Genomic DNA, 20,906 nt, shown 5'->3' on the forward strand with positions numbered 1-20,906 from the left:
TAAAAAAGTGTTATATAACAAAAAACCAGCATTGAGCTGGTTTTTTAATTTAAACGTACTAAATCCTTTAAATAGGATTAATTAGTTACGTGGTAAATGTATTTTTTTCTCAACACTTTGACGATAAAGCACAATAGTGTGGCCTATCGTTTGTAGCTTAGTCGCACCAGTTTCACGTACGATTGCTTCAAAAATAAGTGCTTTTGTTTCACGATCATCAGTTGGAACTTTAACTTTGATTAATTCGTGAATTTCTAATGCACTTTGAATTTCGACTACTACGCCTTCGGTTAAACCGTTAGAACCTAGTAAAACTACAGGCTTGAGGCTATGTGCCTGACCTTTTAAAAACTGCTTTTGTTTGTTTGATAATGTCATGTTTATACAAATTTTGCTGAATATGGCTTGAATTAAGGGTATTCTAACGCCATCTAGAGAATATTACTAATTAGTTGCGTGTTAATTTATGACAAATAAAAAACAGTCAGCCAGTTCACAGCGATGGCTGAAAGAACATTTTGATGATAAATATGTTCAAGAAGCGCAAAAAAAAGGCTGGCGTTCCCGAGCGGTTTTTAAATTAGATGAAGTACAAAATAGAGATAAGTTACTTCGCCCTGGTATGACCGTTGTTGATTTAGGAGCAGCTCCAGGAAGCTGGTCACAATATTTGGCAGAAAAAGTAGGTGACAAAGGTCAAGTAATTGCCTGTGACATATTACCTATGGACTCACTTGCGGGTGTTGACTTTTTACAAGGCGACTTTCGTGAAGAAGCTGTGTTAAATGCGTTGCTAAAACGTATTGATGGTAAAAATGTTGATGTGGTACTCTCTGACATGGCACCAAATATGAGTGGTAATAACTCAGTAGATCAAGCGGGTAGTATGTATTTGGTAGAACTTGCGCTGGATATGTGTAGTCAAGTACTAAAGAAAAATGGCGCATTTATTGTTAAGGTTTTCCAAGGTGAAGGCTTTGATCAATACTTGCAAGATGTACGTAATAGTTTTAAAGCAGTGAAAATACGCAAACCTGATGCCTCACGTGCCCGTTCTCGGGAAGTATATATAGTAGCGACTGGATACAAACTGTAGTACAGTTGCTTGGCGTTTAGTTGAATTTAAATTAATTGGATACAAGAGGTTAACCCCTTGAGCGATATGGCGAAAAATTTAATACTATGGCTGGTGATTGCAGTTGTGCTGATGTCAGTCTTTCAGAGCTTTAATGGTGGCGAGCAAGTTGAACGTCAAACAAGTTACACTCAATTTGTTAAAGATGTCCGCAGTGGCTCTTTACAAGAAGTTATTATCGACCGCGGTACAGGAAATATTACTGGTACTAAAAGCAGTGGTGAGCGTTTTCAAACAACGATGCCAATGTACGATGAAGACTTAATAAATGACTTACTTAAAAATGATGTAAATGTGAAGGGTGTACAACCTGAAGAACAATCATTCTTAGCGAGCATATTTATTTCTTGGTTCCCGATGATACTGCTTATTGGTGTATGGATATTCTTCATGCGTCAAATGCAAGGCGGCGGCGGTAAAGGCGCTATGTCATTTGGTAAGAGTAAAGCTCGTTTAATGAGCGAAGATCAAATTAAAACAACGTTTGCAGATGTTGCTGGTTGTGATGAAGCGAAAGAAGATGTTACCGAATTGGTAGACTTTTTACGTGACCCTTCTAAGTTTCAGAAGCTTGGCGGTAGTATTCCTAAAGGCGTACTAATGGTTGGTCCTCCTGGTACTGGTAAAACGTTACTTGCAAAGGCTGTTGCGGGTGAAGCGAAAGTACCGTTTTTTACAATTTCTGGTTCAGATTTTGTTGAAATGTTTGTCGGTGTGGGTGCGTCACGTGTACGTGATATGTTTGAACAAGCTAAAAAAGCGGCACCTTGTATTATCTTTATAGATGAGATTGATGCGGTTGGTCGTAAACGTGGCGCAGGTATGGGCGGCGGTAACGATGAACGTGAGCAAACACTCAACCAAATGCTAGTAGAAATGGATGGTTTTGGTGGTAACGAAGGTATTATCGTTATTGCGGCAACTAACCGACCAGATGTTCTAGACCCTGCATTACTTCGTCCAGGTCGTTTTGACCGCCAAGTAGAAGTTGGTTTACCTGATATACGTGGTCGTGAGCAAATACTTAAAGTACACATGCGTAAAGTGCCATTAGGCGATAACGTAGAAGCGGCTCTTATAGCGCGTGGAACACCTGGTTTTTCTGGCGCTGATTTAGCGAACTTAGTAAACGAAGCTGCACTTTATGCTGCACGTGGTAATAAACGTGTTGTAAGTATGGCTGAATTTGACGCTGCTAAAGATAAAATCATGATGGGCGCAGAGCGCAAAACCATGGTGATGAGCGAGCAAGAAAAAGAAATGACAGCATATCACGAAGCAGGCCACGCAATTGTGGGCCGTATGGTTCCTGAACATGATCCAGTTTACAAAGTATCTATTATCCCACGTGGTCGTGCGCTAGGTGTAACAATGTACTTGCCTGAACAAGACCGTGTTAGTCATTCAAAAGAGCTTTTAGAATCAATGATTTCAAGCCTTTATGGTGGCCGTATTGCTGAAGCGCTTATTTATGGTGCTGACAAAGTAACAACGGGTGCAAGTAACGATATTGAGCGCGCAACTGATATTGCACGTAAAATGGTTACACATTGGGGTTTAAGTGAAAAGCTAGGTCCATTGCTTTACGCTGAAGATCAAAACGAGATGTATATGGGTGGTGGCGGAAGCCGTGCATCTAGTATGTCGGATGATACAGCTAAAGTAATTGATGCTGAAGTACGCTTGTTTTCAGATCGTAACTACCAAAGAGCAGAAGAAATATTAAAAGAAAATATTGATATTCTTCACTCAATGAAAGACGCGTTAATGAAATACGAAACAATCGACGCTAAGCAAATTGATGATTTAATGGCGCGCCAACCAGTGCGTGAGCCGCGCGATGCTCATGACCGCCATGAAGCTAAGCCGGTAAAAGAGCAAGAGCCAGTGCTTGATGAAAGTCAAAAAGCGGATGATTCATCGAAAAAAGATGAAACAAACCTTGATGATAAAGCTGAGTAATCGTTAAAATAGCTAGTGAAAGCCCCGAATTTCGGGGCTTTTTTGTATCAGCTATTTAGAAAAAGAATAAAGGTTGGCAATGACTAATATATTAAAGCTTCCCAGAGGACGTACGCTCAATATTGAAAAGCCTGTTATTATGGGAATATTGAATGTAACGCCTGACTCATTTTCTGACGGCGGGCAGTTTTTAGACCCCAAAATAGCGCTAAAGCGCGCAATGCAATTGTTAGAGGATGGTGCGCAAATTTTAGATATTGGGGGGGAGTCTACCCGGCCCGGCGCGCCAGATGTGAGTTTAAAAGATGAACTTTCCCGAGTAATTCCTGCTATTAAAGCGATACGTGAGTACAGTGATTGCGTTATTTCAATTGATACTAGTAAAGCGCAAGTTATGGAGCAAGCAATACTCGCTGGGGCAGATATAGTCAATGATGTAAGAGCTCTACAAGAAATAAACGCCTTAGAAACGGTTGCGCAGTATGAAGATGTAGCAATTTGTTTAATGCATATGCAAGGGCAACCTCGCAGCATGCAGTGCGCACCTCATTACGACAATCTGTTTGCAGATATAAATATGTTTTTTAGTGAACGTATTAAAGCATGTGAAACAGCAGGGATTAAGTTTGAGCGACTTATTCTAGACCCTGGTTTTGGATTTGGAAAAACACTTAGCCATAACTATCAAATATTGGCTAAGTTTGATGATTTTAATAAGTTAGGTTTGCCATTATTGGCCGGATTATCTCGTAAGTCGATGATAGGTAATCTATTAAATAGAGAAACAAATGAGCGATTAGCGGGCAGCTTAGCTGGTGCGTTAATCGCGGCGCAAAATGGCGCAAAAATTATTCGTGTACATGACGTTAAAGAAACCGCAGATGTACTTGGTGTATATCAAGCCTGCGAGAAAGGATTTGTATAATGAAAGAAAGAAAATATTTTGGTACTGATGGCGTACGTGGTCTGGTAGGAACGTCACCAATTAATCCTGAGTTTGCAATGAAGTTGGGTTGGGCTGCCGGACGCGTATTATCACAAAGTGGCACTAAAAAAGTAATTATAGGTAAAGATACGCGTATTTCGGGCTACATGCTTGAAACTGCACTTGAGGCTGGTTTAATTGCCGCTGGTATTGATGTTGTATTACTGGGTCCAATGCCGACACCTGCAGTTGCGTATTTAGCGCAAACATTTCGTGCAGAGGCAGGCATAGTAATTAGTGCCTCACATAACCCTTATTACGATAATGGTATTAAGTTTTTCAATGGTCAAGGTTTAAAGCTTGATGACGCAGTAGAGCTTCAAATTGAAGCGATGCTTGATGAGCAAATGACATGTGTTGCTTCAGATAAACTAGGTAAAGCTTCGCGTTTAGTTAGTGCAGACGGCCGTTATATAGAGTTTTGTAAGAGCCAGTTCCCCCAAGGGTTATCTTTAGAAGGTCTTAAAATTGTTGTCGATTGCGCAAATGGCGCTACATACCATATAGCTCCTTCTGTCATGCGTGAACTTGGCGCTGAAGTTATAACACATGCATGCGAGCCTAATGGCGTTAATATAAATCATGAATGTGGCGCTACTCATGTAGATACTCTTAAGCGCAAAGTGCTTGAATTTAAAGCTGACGTAGGTATTGCATACGATGGGGATGGCGATCGTGTAATGATGGTTGATCATAATGGTCGTGTATTTGATGGTGACGATCTAGTTTATATTATTGCTTGCCAAGCTGCCGAAGATGATATGTTGGGTGGAGGTGTAGTTGGCACTGTAATGTCTAACATGGGTCTTGAAAATGCTTTAAAAGCGAAAGGTATCGAGTTTGCTCGCAGTAAAGTGGGTGACCGCTATGTAATGGAATTACTACAGCAAAAAGGCTGGAAAATTGGCGGTGAAAGCTCAGGCCATGTATTAAATTTAGATTTAATTAGCACGGGTGATGGCATTATATCAAGTTTGCAAGTACTTGCAGCTATGGTTGCACAAAACCGTACACTACAAGATTTGGGTGCTGGTTTTACTAAATATCCAATGAAAATGATTAACGTGCGTTATACCGCTGGAACAGATCCGACAAAAGCGCCAGAGGTACTTTCAGCTGTAGCAGAAGTTGAGCTTGCTTTAGGCGAAAAAGGACGAGTTTTACTGCGCAAATCAGGCACTGAACCTGTTGTTCGTGTTATGGTTGAAGCCGAGCAGGAAAAAATTGTAATAGACAGCGCTCAAAAAATTGCAGCTGTTGTAGAATCTATGAGCAAACAGACTGATTAATAACAATAACCTCTTGTAACTTTGGGCGAGAAAAGTTAATATCTCGCCCGCTTTCTAATGTGGAGTGGAAAATGGCAATACGCAAGGCGATGGTCGCAGGCAACTGGAAAATGAATGGTTCGTTAGAGCTAGTTAAACAAATGTCTGATGCTATTAACGATGTAAAATCACAAGAGATGGACATTGTTTTATTTCCTCCATTCCCACTTGTACCAGCGATGATAGCTAGTGGTGTTTCTACAGGCGCTCAAACTGTTTCTGAAAATACACCTGGTGCGTTTACCGGTGAAGTAGATGGACAGCTTCTAAAAGATTTAGGTGCAACTTACGTACTCGTTGGTCACTCTGAACGACGTAGTATTTATAACGAAAGTAATGAAACTGTCGCTGAAAAGTTTGCTAGAGCACAAGAAGTTGGGTTAACACCAATTTTATGTGTTGGCGAAAGTGAAAGTGAGCAAGAAAACGGTCAAACCGAACAAGTAGTTGCTGCACAAATTGATGCAGTAATTGAAAAATTAGGTGTAGCAGCACTGAAAGATTCTGTGATAGCATACGAGCCCGTTTGGGCCATAGGCACAGGTAAGACTGCATCGCCAGAGCAGGCACAAACTGTTCATAAATTTATCCGTGATAAAATTGCTGCACTTGATAGCACTTTAGCACAAGGGCTTTCCATCTTATATGGTGGTAGCGTTAATGAAAAAAATAGCGAATTATTATTTGCACAAACAGATATAGATGGCGGCTTAATTGGCGGCGCAAGTCTAAAAGCAGAATCTTTTACTGCAATCTGTAACAGTGCAAAAGGGACTGTATAAGATGTACGAAATTTTATTAGTAGTTTATTTAGTTGTGGCTTTAGCTCTAGTTGGAATGGTTTTAATTCAACAAGGTAAAGGCGCAGATATGGGTTCTTCATTTGGTGCTGGTGCATCAGGCACGGTTTTTGGTTCGTCAGGTGCTGGTAACTTTATGACAAAAACAACCACAAGCTTAGCAACAGTATTTTTTGTTTTAAGCATTGTGCTAGGTAACCTAACTGCAGGTCAAATTAAAAAGACTGATGAGTGGGAAAACCTAGAAGCTGCTCCTGCAGTGGAAACTGTAGTTCCTGTTGAAGAAGATGTTCCGGTAACATCTACGAAAGAGCAAAGCTCTGACGTACCGAACTAATTTAGCGTAATGTTATCGTTAAACGATTTATACTCCTCAAATAAATCATATGTTTAACAAATAAGCGAAAGCTTAAAAATGCGGATGTGGTGGAATTGGTAGACACGCCACCTTGAGGGGGTGGTGCTTTCGGGCGTGGGGGTTCAAGTCCCCCCATCCGCACCAAATTTAGAAACCAGTAACAGAAATGTTACTGGTTTTTTTGTGCCTGCGATTTAAATTGAATGTTATTTGTACTTTCTTTTTTAAAGAGCAATTAGTTATGTAAAATTTTGAATTATTTGTAAAAAAAACTAGAAATATTACAAATTTAGTTAACACTTATGAGTAATAAGCCGATAATAGATTTAGACAATAAAATAAGGTATTCACAATGGCTTCAGGCTTCTCTTTTCAAAATCTCAGCATAAGTAAAAAAATACATGCGATTACGAGTATTGCTGTCGTTGCATTTTTAGTGATTGTTCTGATCAACTATTTTGCTATGAATGATAATAGAATTGCACTTGATGAAATGGAAAAATCATCCTACAAAGTTGTTAAGTTAACATCAGCTAATGTTGGCATTTTAGAGAAGCTGGACGAACTTTACACCCAAGCCGTAACATTTGGTGAGCAAGATTTAGTCGAGAAAGCATCTGACACATACAAGCAACTTGAGTTGAATATTATTGCGATAGAAAAAATAAATGCCTCTTACATTCACAGTGACACTAAAGAGCAGCTCGCAAATTACGAAAAAATATCAGCGACTATCGCAAATGGCATGGTAAATGGAACAGCAGATTTTAGTGAAATTCAACAACAAGCACAGAGGAAAACAGCGCTTTATACCGATGTCCTAGAAAAGTTTAAGGCAGCACAAGTCAAAGCTGACGATCGCTTTTTTGAACTTGTTGCAAGCACAAAAGACCGTTCTGATTACGCCCTTACGTTAATGTTAGTTGTTTCTATTGTATCGCTTATTTTATTACTCTTTATGGCTATTTGGATAGCTAAGCGAATTGCTTCTTCGGCAAGTGATGCGGCAAATAATTTAAGCTTATTAGCAAGTGGTAAAGGCTCGCTAAGCACTAAATTGACAGTTAACTCTGAAGATGAAATAGGTCAAGTATCTATAAACTTCAACTCTTTTATTGGCATATTGAAAAAAACGGTGTTAGAAATTATCGCGGTTTGCGAACCGTTAATGGAAAACTCTACTCGTTTAGTGCAGGGGATGGAACAAGCGGAGCGTGCAACGACCAAACAAACCACTGATGCTGAGATTGTAAAGCAATCGATGGAAGAGATGAAACAGAGTGTAGGAGATATCTCTCAATCAGCTGCAAGTGCTTCTCATGCAGCGCAAACGGCAGAGAAAGAAGTTGAGCAAAGTCGAACTCAAGTACGAACATCAGTAACCGCTTCTCGTACGTTAAGTGATGAGATTAATCACGCTGCTACAACTATCAATAAATTAGCAGACGATACAAAAAATGTGTCGCAAATATTAAATGTTATTACATCAATAGCGGAGCAAACAAATTTACTTGCACTTAACGCTGCCATTGAGGCTGCTCGTGCTGGTGAGCATGGCCGAGGCTTTGCTGTTGTCGCTGATGAAGTTAGAGAGCTTGCATCGCGAACTGCTCACTCTACAAATGAGATTCGAGAGCTGTTGACTACTTTAACTGAAGCGGCTAACGAATCAGTTACTGCAATGACGACTGCAAGAGATATGGCTACAGATAATGCAACTGCAGCAGAAAAAACGGGCATTTCTATAGAGAAAATTGCAGAGCAAATGCTAGAAATAAATGGGATGAACTCACAAATTGCTGCTGCCACAGAAGAGCAAACATCAGTTGCTGCTATGGTTGTAGAAAACGTGACAAATATGCACGTATCATTTGAAGATACAATGGACTCGCTAACGGCTGTGAGGGATGTAGCTAAAAACCTTCATTACCTTTCAGATAACCTATTAGATGCCACGGCTAAATTTAAAGTTGAGTAATGTAACTACACCAATTCGCAGTAATGCTTATTCATTTTGAGAGGGCAGGTCAGACGCTAGCTGTGTTAAAATTTCTTATTTAGAATACTAAATAAGAAATTTTTGCCTTGCTATTGAACAGTTTTTCTCCCTCAAAATATCTTACTTAATTGAGCGAATTGTTATTAAAGTTTAGTTATAAAAAAACCACCGATTAGGTGGTTTTTTTAATTTAATAATAGCAATTAAAAGGTAGCAATCACTTTAACTTTGTCAGTTGCTTTACTGCTATCTATATAGCCGATTGAATCACCATTAGCGGCAACAAAGTCAATGACAGCTTGATCTGAATCAAACTTTTCAGGCGGTGTTCCTTTACCTGTAAAAACAAGTTTTGACCAATAGGCATTTAATTGGCTGCTCGATTTGCCTACCACTTTAGAATTGAATTCATCAGCAATAGCGGTACCGTTTTGAGTTGCTGGGTTGACTTTATTGCCGTTATCAAACGACTTGGCCTTTCCTAAGTAAATTTTCTTAATAGTCTCTGCATCAAGTGCATTTGCATTACTAGGATTTACAATTACTGCAACTTCAGCCAAAGCACCGAAAGAACATAATGAAAGCGCACTAGCTAGGATTAATTTTTTCATATTCCGCTCCAATTAAAATACTAAATCAACACCAACGGCGACTATATCCGTTTCAGTGTCAGTGATGTCATCATCAAATCGACTGAAGTCAATTTTAAATGCAGCTGAAGGGTGGAAGTCATAACGTGCGCCAATTGTGTATACGTTACTCTCTGCACGCATGCTCTCGAGGGCAAAGTTCACAGTAGTATTTAATAAAGGAATTGATTCAAGAGTATTAAAACGTGACGAATCATGCTTATCATCATTTTTTTCATAGGTGAAGTGAACAATAACATCATCTATACGATAACCCGCAGAGGCATAGTATTGTGATTGTTCAGCCAAAATACTTCCCTCTACTTCAAACTGTGTATATTCAGCATCAAATAAGAAGTTATCATAGTCAATAGAGAAGCCAATACCAACAAAAGTTGTTTCATCTTCGTCAGTAATCAGATCATTTACTGTACTGGTTAAACCGTTAGTATTGAGTACATCAATAATTCCATTTAAGGCACTTAAGTTACTTGAGTCACTGCTATCAATAGAAATGCTAGTGTCGGCCACAATATATGCAGCTCGTGCACTGAACCAGTCGTATGATAGGCTCCAGTTTATACCGCCTAAATTATTTAACTCAGCAGGTAAGCTATCTCCAAATACATCTATATCGCCATCAAAAGCGCCGTAAAACCCTTGCAAAGTAGAGTCCCAATCTCCTAATTGATTGTTGTAAACAACACTCAAGCCTTCATAAGTCGAAAATGGGATACCGTATACTGAGCGAGGTGGACGTACCCAGCGATAAGCATAGCCAACATCCAAGAAATCTGAGTATTTATAGAAGGGAACACGCATTTTACCAGCGCTAAATTGCAGTTCATCGCTGTATTCATAAGTAACATATGCCCATTCGAATGTGGCGTCAAAGTCGTCCTCTCCACGCGCAATAATTTGAGCCGTAGCCGTTAGCTTCTCTTGAAGATCAGCAGATAGTTGTAAAGCGAACTTACTCTCATTTTTAAATGAGATATCGTCGTCATATCCGTATAAGGTTTGATCACTGTCTAGGCTTTTACCACCCACGATAGATGCAAAACCATTAATACGTACTTCAGCGCTTGCATAGCTAGATGCAAGTACAGCACATACAGCTACTGCTACAGATAGCTTTTTCATATGTATTTCCTATTTGTTATTTAGATGTTGATTTCAATAGGATTATAGAAGTGATAGTGTTTTTTATCTAATAAATTTAGGGAGTTAATAAAAATAAATTTAGTAACGGCTTTTTAATTTTGTAACATATATATTTTATGTATGTATTAAAAACAGAATAGTATGATTTTATTAGAATAAATTTTAAATCTAGTTAATAAGGCTTTTTTAAAGTGGCGGGAATATTATAACTAAATTTTCTTTTTACGTTCTTTGGTTAAGGAGTTAGAACGAATGTTGCTGGTAATTACAATGGCTATTATCAAGTTTGCTTAATCGGTTTTTAACTATTAATCTTATTTAAGTTTTTTTGACACCAAAGCAATGCTTGTTGCTTGTTTTTTACAGCGATTTTTTGATACACCTTGTGTAAATGTACACGAACTGTAGCTTCACTGATAAATAAAGTGTCTGCAATTGCGCTTGAATGTAAGCCAGAAAATAATAAGTTTAATACTTTCATTTCTTTGCAGGTTAAGTTATTTGATTGCAGCGTAGTTTGTTGTTCACTCGCTAGCATTTGTCTCATCCAACCATCAGTTACCGCACGTGGAAACCAAAGTTTTCCTTGTTCTATTGCTTCTAATCCTTGCTGCAGTAGTACTTCGTCAGTGCCTTCATAAAACAAACCTTTTAAATTAGGCCACTCTTTTAATGCCAAAACATCACCGTCTTTGGGCACGTCAAAAATAACGAGGCCTTGATGACCGTTTTTTAGCATAAACTGATTTATAAGTTCATGGTTTGTAATAACGTTTAAAGCTTGATAATTAACAAGTAGGACGTTGAAGTCAGCTGCAACACAAAAAAGTGACGTGTAATTTGGGCTGGTGAAGCATGTGGGGCTTTTATTGGCTGTATTTTCAATATTCATAATATTCTATCCATAGACTACATTTTAGCACTATATTCTTATTTTTAGTTAATTTCAATGATTGCTGAATGTGTTTTAGCTCTTTTTTTATACACTTAAGTACATGTATAAGTATATTTTATGCGCTTTTTAAAATGGTATTTATGCGATTTTTTGTTTTAAAACAGTTTATTACTGAGGTAAATATCAAAGGGGTTTATTTATGATAATTCATTTAAAGCTAACAATGCTTAAATTACTGTCATTTTCTATGAATTTATTTAAATAATTTTATACATTTATTCACAATAATGTCATATAATACCTGTCCAGAGGAAAGATGCTATTTAGCGTCTTTTTTTATGCCTAAAATTTATATTATCAATATAAAAGCATAACAAAAATCACACGGTATCCTTTGGAGAATATTTTGAAACTACGCACACTCTCACAGTTAAGCCTAGCAATTGTCGCTGCACTATCTACCTCAGTAAATGCTGAAGAAGCCAAAACAACAGCAAAACAAGACGCGTTTGAAAAAATCGAGGTCACAGCTCGTAAACGTACAGAGAGCTTATTTGAATCTCCAACCGCTATCACATCAATTGGGGCGAACCTAATTGATAAAGCCAATATGAGTAATCTTGAAGATATTGGTAAATATGTTCCAAACTTAAACATCACCCGTTACGGTGTTGGTAATGCAGCACATGCGTCTGTGTTCATTCGTGGTATTGGTCTGCAAGATCACATAATAACTACTGATCCAGGTGTAGGCGTATACTTAGATGGCGTTTATTTAGGTCGTCAAATGGGTTCTAATTTATCATTACCTAATGTTGAGCGTGTTGAAGTGCTTCGTGGTCCACAAGGTACTTTATATGGCCGTAATACGTTAGGTGGCGCTGTAAATGTAATTACAAAGCAACCTGGTGATGAAGGTATTGTAACTACTTCAGCTAAGCTGGGAAGTCGTGGACGTATTGCTGGTGATGTTTATTTTAATAACTCACTAAACGATGAACTAAGCATGTCTGCGAGTGCATCCTACAAAACACGTGATGGTGTTGGTGAAGCTGTTAATTTAGCAAATCCAGAGAAAGAAATTGGTGAGGAAGAAGAATTTAGTGGTCGTGTAGCCCTTAAATGGCAAGCTAACGGCGATTTAGCATTCACTTTTTCTTTAGATGGAGTTGATAATGAGTCAGGTCAATCGCCTTACACAATTGAATTAACTGACCCGCTAGATGCAAACGATGTGTTTAATGGCGACTTCCCATTATTGACTCAAGATTTAATTCCATCAGACCCTGATGATTTAGGCACAACCGTTGCAGGTATTGAATCAACTTCTTACTCAGGTTGGGGCACATCGTTCTCGGCTGATTGGGCAATTAACGATACTTATACTACTAAGTTTATCTCAAGCTACCGTACATCTGAGTATGAAGGTGGCCTAGATGACGATGCATCACCTTTAAACTTATCTGAGTTTCCAGAAGAGGGCGGAGCTGATCAGTACTCGTTTGAAATTCAACTAAATGCAACATTTGATAATATGGACTTTGTGTCAGGCCTTTACTTTTTTAATGAAGATGGCTTTACACGTTCAGGCCCATTTGTATTCAGCCCATTTAATACACCCAATGGCTTATTGAATGACGGAGTGACAGAATCATTTGGTGGTTACGGCGATTTTGAAATTAACCAAGAAACTAATTCTTACGCAGCCTACTTTAATGCAAGCTACGATTTAACTGACGATTTAGCGGTAGGTGGTGGCCTTCGTTATTCAAAAGATGAAAAAGATGCAAATGCTACATTCCCATCATTTCCTACTCGTAAGTATGTAAGTGCAGATTTTGATGCAGTTACCTGGGATGTAAATGCATCTTATCAGCTTAGCAATAATATGAATGTGTATGGCCAGATTCAAAAAGGCTACCAAACAGGTGGTTTTCCACCGCGCCCATTTGGTGGACCAGACCAGTTTGTATCATTTGACGAAACGAAAGCGATTAACTACGAAATGGGTCTAAAAGGCCAAGTACACGAAAATGTATCTATGATGCTTGCGGTATTTGTGACTGATTACACTGATTTAGCATTACCGTTTTCAGACCCAACAGCAGGTGGCGGTTTCGTTACAATTGTAGAAAATGCGGGTCAGTCTAAAGCACAAGGTATTGAGCTTGAAACAACAGTCGCTATTACTGATGACTTTACTATTCGCAGTGCAGTTGGTTATTTAGATTCTGAAATAACAGAAGTGGCTGAGGGTGTACAAGGTATAGGTAAAGGCGATTCACCAGCACTTACACCACGCTGGACTGTCATGGTTGCACCTTCTTACTTTATGGATTTAGAGAGCGGCGCAACACTTGCGTTTAATGCTAACTATTCGTACCGAAGCGAGATGCAAGGGCAATCAGTTTATAACCAAAGTGAGACAATAGATTCTCGTGAACTAGTTGGTTTTAATATTTCCTACACTAATCCATATGGCGATATGGAAGTTACACTGTATGGTGAAAACGTTCTAAACGAAGTTTACGATGTTGGTCGTCTTCAACAATCAGGTTTTGTTGGCGTAATGCGCAGTAATGATCGAAGTGAATTTGGTTTGAAATTCAAAAAAGATTTTGAGCTATAAACTAAAATCAAGTAAATGTAATTGAAGTTTATTTTGCATAATAAAGGCCGAATCATGCTGTGATTCGGCCTTTGTGTATTCAATAGTAAGGTTATTATTTGCATCGTTTAAATTCCTAATTTTAATTGCTGATTTAAAACAATCCACATCCCCATTTTTGAGTGTTTGTATTAACTAAAATGCGCCTTTTTAGTTTGTGTAAAGGCTAGGTTGTTCGCTACAATGGCGCCTCTTAATTGCCAAACGGACTCTGTAATGAAAATTCTTGCCGATCAAAATATGCCTTTAGTTGAGCAGTACTTTGCAGACTTTGGTGAGGTTGAGCGTTTTGATGGTCGTAAATTAACGCCTGAACAATTAATAGATGTAGATGTTCTTCTTACTCGTTCGGTGACAAATGTTAATCATGAGCTTTTGGTACAAGCTAACAAGTTGAGCTTTGTAGGTACTGCCACAATCGGCATTGACCATATTGATACGCAATTACTGCATGATAGAAATATTGCTTTTACAAGTGCACCTGGTTGTAATGCTGTTGCTGTAGCTGAATATGTAATTAGTAGCTTATTTGCATTAAGCCAAGAAAATGCGCGTCCATTGTGTGGTCAAACAATTGGTATTGTAGGGATGGGCAACATTGGTACATGTTTGGCGCAAAAATTAAAAGCATTAAACGTAGTTGTACTGCTGTGCGATCCGATTAAGCACGAACAAGGCTTATTACAAGAGCATGTAGCGCTTGATGAGTTATTAGCGCAGTCAGATGTTGTTACTTTTCACGTTCCCCTTGTTAAAAGTGGCGAGCATAAAACACTGCACATGATGGGTAAAGAGCGTTTAAAAGCACTTAAGCCAGGAAGCACGCTAATTAATGCAAGCCGTGGCGATGTAATTGATAACCAAGCATTGCTTGAGGTAATGGAAGCTGGGGCTGATTTAGATTTAGTACTTGATGTATGGGAGAAAGAACCCAATATTTTAACTGAATTACTAGAGCATGTTCGTTACGCTAGTGTGCATATTGCAGGGCATACACTTGAGGGGAAAGCTCGTGGTACACAAATGTTGTATCAAAAACTGTGTCAGCTCAAAGGTGTTGAGGCGATTAAATCGTTGGATGATTTTTTACCAACACCAGCCGTTACAAATGCAACTGTTACGCAAAGCCTTAATGAGCAAGATATTGCCCGTTTAGTGCATTTAATTTATGACGTTCGCCGCGATGACGGAATATTACTTCGTCGTCTAGAGAGCGACGGCTTTGATAGTTTACGTAAAAACTATCCTATAAGGCGAGAATTTAGCACCTTATTTCTACAAGGTGATAGCCCACAACTAGCAGCACTTAGCCAGCTTGGCTTTAGCATAGCTGAATAATTATTTAACTAACGATGTTGTTTTAATGTCGTTTATAGAGGAAGAAATATGTCGCAAAAATATAACGTTGCCGTACTTGGCGCTACTGGTTTAGTAGGCCGTCAAATCATTGAAACGCTAGCAGATCGTAAGTTTCCTGTTGATCAGCTTTTTTTACTTGCTAGCAGCCGCAGCGCAGGTGAAGATATAAAGTTTCGTGGTGAGACCATTGAAGTACTTGACGTTGAAGGCTTTGACTTTAGCCAAGCGCATATAGGTTTGTTTTCTGCTGGTGGCAGTGTATCTGAAAAATATGCTCCTATTGCTGCTGATGCCGGCTGTATTGTAATCGATAATACATCGCACTTTAGAAATGATTTTGAAATCCCACTCGTGGTGCCAGAAGTTAATGCTTCAAGCCTAGCTGATTTTAGAAATCGTAATATTATTGCTAACCCTAACTGTTCAACTATTCAGATGATGTTAGCACTTAAACCAATTTATGATGCTTACGGAATAGACCGTATTAACGTATCTACATACCAAGCTGTATCGGGTGCAGGTAAAGACGCGGTTGATGAACTTGCAAAGCAAACAGCTAATTTGATGAATGCACGCCCTATGGATAATAAAGTATTTCCAAAGCAAATTGCATTTAACGTTATTCCTCAAATTGATAGCTTTGAAGATAATGGCTATACGCGCGAAGAAATGAAAATGGTAAACGAGACTCATAAAATTTTGGGTGATACCACTATTGCAGTGAACCCAACGTGTGTACGTGTTCCCGTATTTTTTGGGCACTCAGAATCAATTAATATTGAAACGCGCATGCCTTATGACTTTGAACACGTTAAGCAACTTTTAAAAGACGCGCCTGGTGTCGAGCTAATTGATGATGAAGGTGACTACCCAACAGCAGTGTCTGACGCTAGTGGTAACGATACTGTGTATATAGGTCGATTACGTGCTGATATTTCTCATCCTCATGGACTAAACATGTGGGTTGTAAGTGACAACACTCGTAAAGGTGCTGCAACTAATAGCATTCAAATTGCAGAAGAGCTTATTGCCAATTACATGTAATAGTTAATTGCGCTAAACATGCTTTTAAAGCGGTAAACAGTAGTTGTTTGCCGCTTTTTGTTTATATGGCTTGTCAAATTTTTGCCGTTTAATTTTAAAAATACAAAAACTGATTGATAACACTCAATAAATTAATATTTATAAAGATGTTTTAAGGCATTTATTTTCAAGGTGTTGCGATGGATATTACGCTCTAACTGGTTTATAGTTTGTAATTGGAATAGAGCTTGCAATAAAAATAGATTGTAATAATAAATGCGAGTCAGTCATTTGGCTGATAATAGCAATAATAAACAATATTTATGCACTTAAGTTTTAGGTGTTTTATTAATATTTAAATATTAAAGGATCAGCATGCGCGGTTTAGCTACACTTATTATATTAGCGTCTGCATTGATAGTAACGCCAGTTTACTCTCAGGACAGTACCCAATTAAAGGGGCCTAAAGGCGTTGACTATGGTGCGCAAGGGCGATCAATTGGGCCAATTAAACCAACTGATACGCTTTGGCGTATAGCAGCTAAAGTGCGCCCAGACAATTCTGTCAGTATTTATCAAGTTATGCAGGCTTTGTATAACAAAAATCCCGATTCATTTTTAGAACAAAATCTTAACCACATTCAAAATGGTGCCTATTTAAAAATCCCTACCTTAGCCGAAATAAAAGCTGTAAATACGCAGCTCGCAAAGCAACGCTCTGAGCAAGATGATGCATTATGGGAAAAGAAAAAAAATGGCACGCTTACACAAAGCGAAATTAACTCAGCGCAAACAAAAGTAACTCAAGCGCGTAAAATTGATGTAGACGATGCTAAAAAAGAGATACAGAAAGAATTAAATGAAATAAAAACAGAGCAAGGTACTAAGCTAGTTGAGTTACAACAACAGTTTAAAAGCTCAGTTAGTAATGTAGAAGAGATTTTAGTTGAAAATAATAATCTTAAAAAACAGTTATCAGGAATATCAAAAGAGCTCGAAAACTTACGTTTGCAATTAGGACAAGACAGCGAAATTCAAAATCAGTTAAAAGAACTCATTGTTAAACAAAACGAGATTATTGCCCAACAAAAAAAACAAGAAGTAATACCAAAAGAGTCATTTGATTTTGGCTCATTATTTTCAAATCCCATAGTACTGGGCTTGTTAATGTTTATTCCTGGGTTACTGATTATTTTTGCAATCGTTATGTTTTTACGCAAACGAGCAAGTAATCAAGAAGAGCCGCAAAACGATGATGACTTTTTACCACAAACCCCAACCTATGCTGGCGATGATGATTTAGGCCCAAGCTTAAATGACGATCCAATTGTACCTGACCCTTTAGATGACTTGAGTGTTCAATTAGATGATAGTCTCGAAAGTGATATGTTGCCTAATGATGATTTAGACGACGGCTTAGATGATTTTTCTGGCGACGAAAATTTACTTGATCAGGATGAGCTCGAAAGCTTGCTAAGCGATGACATTGTTTTTGATGATGAAAATACCGATGACGATGATGAGCTCGATATTTTTATGCAGCAAGGGTTTGATCAACCTTCAGATGAAAACGCTGAAGATATAGATTTAGACTTATCTGATGACTCAATTAACAATGATGAAATCCTAACTAATGACGATTTAGATAGCTTGTTTGATGAAGACGATAGTCTACCTGAATTTGATGCACCGCAAACAAGCGAAGCTGTAGAGGATGACAGCTTAGAATCTCATGATGAAATGGCGGCTTTAAGTGAAGAGCTTGCAGATGAAGATAATTTTGATATAGATGAATTATTAGATCAAACATCAACAGAATTAGATACCTCAAATAACACTTCAGCTGAACTTGATACAAGCGACGATTTTGATTTAGACGATATAGATAGTTTAATTGATGAGGCAGCAGTTGATACTGCAAATGATTCATTAGTTGAGGAAAGTGACGACTTTGATTTAGACGACATAGATAGCTTAATTGATGAGGCAGCGGATGATACTGCAGATGACTCATTAGTTGAGGAAAGTGACGACTTTGATTTAGACGACATAGATAGCTTAATTGATGAGGCTGCAGTCGATACTGCAGATGACTCTTTAGTTGAGGAAAGTGACGACTTTGATTTAGACGACATAGATAGCTTAATTGATGAGACTGCGGTTGATACTGAGAATGACTCTTTAGTTGAGGAAAGTGACGACTTTGATTTAGGCGACATAGATAGCTTAATTGATGAGACTGCGGTTGATACTGCAAATGATTCATTAGTTGAGGAAAGTGACGACTTTGATTTAGACGATATAGATAGCTTAATTGATGAGGCAGCAGTTGATACTGCAAATGATTCATTAGTTGAGGAAAGTGACGACTTTGATTTAGACGACATAGATAGCTTAATTGATGAGGCTGCAGTAGATACTGTAGATGATTCATTAGTTGAACAAAGCGATGATTTTGATTTAGACGACATAGATAACTTAATTGATGATGAAGTAAAAAATTCAGATGTAAGAGATTCAGAAATTGATAATGCATTGGCAGACTCAGTTGAGGATTTAGCAGATGCTCAAGAAGAATTAAATGTTGATGATATTGAGTCGCTTGCTTCATCATTAAATGAAGAGCCTGAGCTTTACGATGAGCCTGCGCTTGAAGAAGAGCCTGAGCTTGACGATGAGCCTGAGCTTTTAGCAGAACCCGAGCTTTACGATGAACCTGAACTTGAAGAAGAACCAGAGCTTGTAGAAGAACCAGAGCTTGTAGAAGAACCTGAGCTTAAAGAAGAGCCTGCGCTTGAAGAAGCCCCTGAGCTTGACGATGAACCTGAGCTTGAAGAAGAACCTGAGCTTGTAGAAGAACCTGAGCTTGAAGAAGAGCCTGAGCTTGTAGAAGAACCTGAGGTTGAAGAAGAGCCTGAGCTTGAAGAAGAACCTGAGCTTGAAGAAGAACCTGTGCTTGAAGAAGAACCTGAGCTAAAAGAAGAACCTGAACTTATAGATGTAACGGTTGATGATTTTTCAGATACATCAGAGTCGCTTCTTGATCCAGAAGATGCGCTTGAAGAATATACAGATGATACTTTAAAGAGCGTTGATGAGCTTTTAAATGAGCTACAACAAGCGACGGATGATGACTATATAGAAACACCAGATTGGTCATTAGATGAGCTTGACGACGATCTTGAAGAAATAGAAGTAGATCTTGGTGACGATCCGTTAGCGGGCGACGATGACTCAGATCTTACAAAAGTTGAAGAGCAGCTAGATAGCGATCTTATAACGCCAAGTGAAGAGTTAGATGAATATCCTGAACTTGAATTAGATGATGATCATTCATTATTGGATAATGGACCTTCGTTTGAGCCGCAAGAACCTAAAGAAAATGCACCGAGTGAAGAAAATGCAGTAGCACTTAGTCAAACAGAGAAAGATCTCGCAAATGCGCTTTCTGAAAATGCTAACTTAGATAGCTTAGAAGATGATTTTGATGATGAACTATTAATTGATAATGACTTCTCTGAATCAGAAGCTAAGGTTGAAGACGAGTCGTTTGATGATGATTTACTGCAAGAAATTAATGACGGAATTGATTCTGTTGAACCAGTTAGTATAGAAGAGGATACCAAACCTCTTAACCTTGATGAAGTTCAAGAAACACTAGAAAGTGAGTTGCCATTTACCCCCGAAGAATTACAAGGTGATGATTTAGACGGTGATGCGCAGGGAGTCGCTTCCAGCCAAGCTGAGCAGGACTTATCAAATGCGCTTTCTGAAAATACTGATTTAGATAGTTTAGAAGACGATTTTGATGATGAAATTTTAATTGAAGACGATTTTTCTGACTTAGATGTTGAGTTTGACGAAGATACTTTAGAGCAAGCGCTAACTGATGAGTTATCAGACGAGCAGCAAGAGCAAACAAATGCAGAGCGCGAAGCACAGTTAACAAACTCAGATGAAGCAGGTAGCACTGATATTAGCTCTGACGATGAACTTGATGAAGAGTTTATGTCAAATTTGACGCAAACTGATTTTGATTCATTACTTAGTGAGTTAGCGGAGCCTGAAGAATTAAGTGCTGAGGATAGCAGTGAATTTGATGTCGACTTTGACAGCTTGCTAAAAGAAGACTTAGAGGAAGATGACACATTAACTACAAAAGAGCCACTTGTTGAAAGTAGTGATATTGAGCAACTTGATAATGATGAATTTGTAGATATAGATTCATTATTAGAAGAAAGTGAAGAGGCTGAACTTGAACACGAACCTTACACCGACGTTAATATGGATGTCGGTTTGAGTGAGTTTGATGCATTACTTGCTGGTGATAACCCAACCGATGTTGATGCTGAAAGTGGTGGCTACTCAGCTAAACTAGATTTAGCGCGTGCTTATATTGAAATTGATGATTTTGATTCTGCGCTCAAGGTCATTGAGGATGTCATCAACAAAGGCCCAGAAGAAGTTCAAGAAGAGGCACTTAGTTTAAAAGCGAAACTAAAATAACAAATTGTTTTAAAAAACCCTTAATTGGTTATTCTAATTAAGGGTTTTTTTATGGAAGTTAGTTTAATTATAACAAGGAAAAGCAACGCATTAAT

General features: G+C 38.4%; 15 protein-coding genes and 1 tRNA gene. 12 read left to right on the forward strand and 4 right to left on the reverse strand.

Annotation, left to right across the window (positions count from 1 at the left end):
• Window positions 1-81: 81 nt before the first annotated feature.
• Complete coding sequence (gene yhbY, locus JG479_RS04905) at window positions 82-378, reverse strand: ribosome assembly RNA-binding protein YhbY (protein WP_002963153.1); 297 nt, start codon at window positions 376-378, stop codon at window positions 82-84.
• A gap of 88 nt (window positions 379-466) precedes the next feature.
• Here yhbY and rlmE point away from each other — a divergent pair, with 88 nt between their 5' ends.
• The 8 genes from rlmE to JG479_RS04945 all read left to right on the forward strand — a co-directional run bounded on the left by rlmE (window position 467) and on the right by JG479_RS04945 (window position 8,546).
• Window positions 467-1,096, forward strand: a complete 630-nt coding sequence (rlmE, locus tag JG479_RS04910) for a 23S rRNA (uridine(2552)-2'-O)-methyltransferase RlmE (RefSeq protein WP_002963155.1) — start codon at window positions 467-469, stop codon at window positions 1,094-1,096.
• 66 nt (window positions 1,097-1,162) lie between these two features.
• Window positions 1,163-3,097 carry an ATP-dependent zinc metalloprotease FtsH gene (ftsH, locus tag JG479_RS04915; protein WP_234047873.1) on the forward strand — a complete coding sequence of 645 codons (1,935 nt, stop codon included), beginning with the start codon at window positions 1,163-1,165 and terminating at the stop codon, window positions 3,095-3,097.
• Between the two features lie 79 nt (window positions 3,098-3,176).
• Window positions 3,177-4,022: a dihydropteroate synthase gene (gene folP / locus JG479_RS04920; protein WP_197120724.1), complete on the forward strand. Its 846-nt coding sequence runs from the start codon at window positions 3,177-3,179 to the stop codon at window positions 4,020-4,022.
• On the forward strand, window positions 4,022-5,371 hold the full coding sequence (glmM, locus tag JG479_RS04925; RefSeq protein ID WP_200220069.1) for a phosphoglucosamine mutase: 1,350 nt from the start codon (window positions 4,022-4,024) through the stop codon (window positions 5,369-5,371). Before folP ends, glmM begins: the two co-directional genes overlap by 1 nt.
• A 71-nt stretch (window positions 5,372-5,442) precedes the next feature.
• Window positions 5,443-6,192: a triose-phosphate isomerase gene (gene tpiA / locus JG479_RS04930; RefSeq protein ID WP_039484482.1), complete on the forward strand. Its 750-nt coding sequence runs from the start codon at window positions 5,443-5,445 to the stop codon at window positions 6,190-6,192.
• 1 nt (window position 6,193) lies between these two features.
• Window positions 6,194-6,547, forward strand: coding sequence for a preprotein translocase subunit SecG (gene secG / locus JG479_RS04935; protein ID WP_002962769.1), 354 nt, complete (start codon window positions 6,194-6,196; stop codon window positions 6,545-6,547).
• Window positions 6,548-6,627: 80 nt separating this feature from the next.
• Window positions 6,628-6,712 (forward strand) — tRNA-Leu (locus tag JG479_RS04940).
• A 208-nt stretch (window positions 6,713-6,920) separates the two neighbouring features.
• Window positions 6,921-8,546: a methyl-accepting chemotaxis protein gene (locus tag JG479_RS04945; protein WP_138488740.1), complete on the forward strand. Its 1,626-nt coding sequence runs from the start codon at window positions 6,921-6,923 to the stop codon at window positions 8,544-8,546.
• 224 nt (window positions 8,547-8,770) lie between these two features.
• Here JG479_RS04945 and JG479_RS04950 read toward each other — a convergent pair whose 3' ends face one another.
• The 3 genes from JG479_RS04950 to JG479_RS04960 all read right to left on the reverse strand — a co-directional run bounded on the left by JG479_RS04950 (window position 8,771) and on the right by JG479_RS04960 (window position 11,252).
• On the reverse strand, window positions 8,771-9,178 hold the full coding sequence (locus JG479_RS04950; protein ID WP_039484474.1) for a phosphate ABC transporter substrate-binding protein: 408 nt from the start codon (window positions 9,176-9,178) through the stop codon (window positions 8,771-8,773).
• A 12-nt stretch (window positions 9,179-9,190) separates the two neighbouring features.
• On the reverse strand, window positions 9,191-10,339 hold the full coding sequence (locus JG479_RS04955) for a porin (protein ID WP_039484471.1): 1,149 nt from the start codon (window positions 10,337-10,339) through the stop codon (window positions 9,191-9,193).
• Window positions 10,340-10,661: 322 nt separating this feature from the next.
• On the reverse strand, window positions 10,662-11,252 hold the full coding sequence (locus JG479_RS04960; protein ID WP_039484468.1) for a LuxR C-terminal-related transcriptional regulator: 591 nt from the start codon (window positions 11,250-11,252) through the stop codon (window positions 10,662-10,664).
• Window positions 11,253-11,661: 409 nt separating this feature from the next.
• On the opposite strand from JG479_RS04960, the gene JG479_RS04965 reads away from it, so the two are divergent.
• From JG479_RS04965 to JG479_RS04980, 4 genes are all read left to right on the forward strand, one after another.
• Window positions 11,662-13,884, forward strand: a complete 2,223-nt coding sequence (locus tag JG479_RS04965; RefSeq protein WP_200220070.1) for a TonB-dependent receptor — start codon at window positions 11,662-11,664, stop codon at window positions 13,882-13,884.
• Between the two features lie 255 nt (window positions 13,885-14,139).
• Window positions 14,140-15,261, forward strand: a complete 1,122-nt coding sequence (locus JG479_RS04970) for a 4-phosphoerythronate dehydrogenase (RefSeq protein ID WP_200220071.1) — start codon at window positions 14,140-14,142, stop codon at window positions 15,259-15,261.
• Window positions 15,262-15,309: 48 nt separating this feature from the next.
• On the forward strand, window positions 15,310-16,326 hold the full coding sequence (locus JG479_RS04975; RefSeq protein ID WP_002962779.1) for an aspartate-semialdehyde dehydrogenase: 1,017 nt from the start codon (window positions 15,310-15,312) through the stop codon (window positions 16,324-16,326).
• A 354-nt stretch (window positions 16,327-16,680) separates the two neighbouring features.
• Window positions 16,681-20,811, forward strand: a complete 4,131-nt coding sequence (locus tag JG479_RS04980; RefSeq protein WP_200220072.1) for a FimV/HubP family polar landmark protein — start codon at window positions 16,681-16,683, stop codon at window positions 20,809-20,811.
• Window positions 20,812-20,906 lie beyond the last annotated feature (95 nt).

Origin of the sequence: Pseudoalteromonas sp. LC2018020214, assembly GCF_016598755.1 — a bacterium.
Taxonomy (GTDB): Bacteria; Pseudomonadota; Gammaproteobacteria; order Enterobacterales; family Alteromonadaceae; genus Pseudoalteromonas; species Pseudoalteromonas distincta.

What these genes read in the sequence shown, in the direction of transcription:
- yhbY (WP_002963153.1), bottom strand. Translation starts at nt 378, where the DNA reads ATGACATTATCAAACAAACAAAAGCAGTTTTTAAAAGGTCAGGCACAT.
- rlmE (WP_002963155.1), top strand. Translation starts at nt 467, where the DNA reads ATGACAAATAAAAAACAGTCAGCCAGTTCACAGCGATGGCTGAAAGAA.
- ftsH (WP_234047873.1), top strand. Translation starts at nt 1,163, where the DNA reads ATGGCGAAAAATTTAATACTATGGCTGGTGATTGCAGTTGTGCTGATG.
- folP (WP_197120724.1), top strand. Translation starts at nt 3,177, where the DNA reads ATGACTAATATATTAAAGCTTCCCAGAGGACGTACGCTCAATATTGAA.
- glmM (WP_200220069.1), top strand. Translation starts at nt 4,022, where the DNA reads ATGAAAGAAAGAAAATATTTTGGTACTGATGGCGTACGTGGTCTGGTA.
- tpiA (WP_039484482.1), top strand. Translation starts at nt 5,443, where the DNA reads ATGGCAATACGCAAGGCGATGGTCGCAGGCAACTGGAAAATGAATGGT.
- secG (WP_002962769.1), top strand. Translation starts at nt 6,194, where the DNA reads ATGTACGAAATTTTATTAGTAGTTTATTTAGTTGTGGCTTTAGCTCTA.
- JG479_RS04945 (WP_138488740.1), top strand. Translation starts at nt 6,921, where the DNA reads ATGGCTTCAGGCTTCTCTTTTCAAAATCTCAGCATAAGTAAAAAAATA.
- JG479_RS04950 (WP_039484474.1), bottom strand. Translation starts at nt 9,178, where the DNA reads ATGAAAAAATTAATCCTAGCTAGTGCGCTTTCATTATGTTCTTTCGGT.
- JG479_RS04955 (WP_039484471.1), bottom strand. Translation starts at nt 10,339, where the DNA reads ATGAAAAAGCTATCTGTAGCAGTAGCTGTATGTGCTGTACTTGCATCT.
- JG479_RS04960 (WP_039484468.1), bottom strand. Translation starts at nt 11,252, where the DNA reads ATGAATATTGAAAATACAGCCAATAAAAGCCCCACATGCTTCACCAGC.
- JG479_RS04970 (WP_200220071.1), top strand. Translation starts at nt 14,140, where the DNA reads ATGAAAATTCTTGCCGATCAAAATATGCCTTTAGTTGAGCAGTACTTT.
- JG479_RS04975 (WP_002962779.1), top strand. Translation starts at nt 15,310, where the DNA reads ATGTCGCAAAAATATAACGTTGCCGTACTTGGCGCTACTGGTTTAGTA.
- JG479_RS04980 (WP_200220072.1), top strand. Translation starts at nt 16,681, where the DNA reads ATGCGCGGTTTAGCTACACTTATTATATTAGCGTCTGCATTGATAGTA.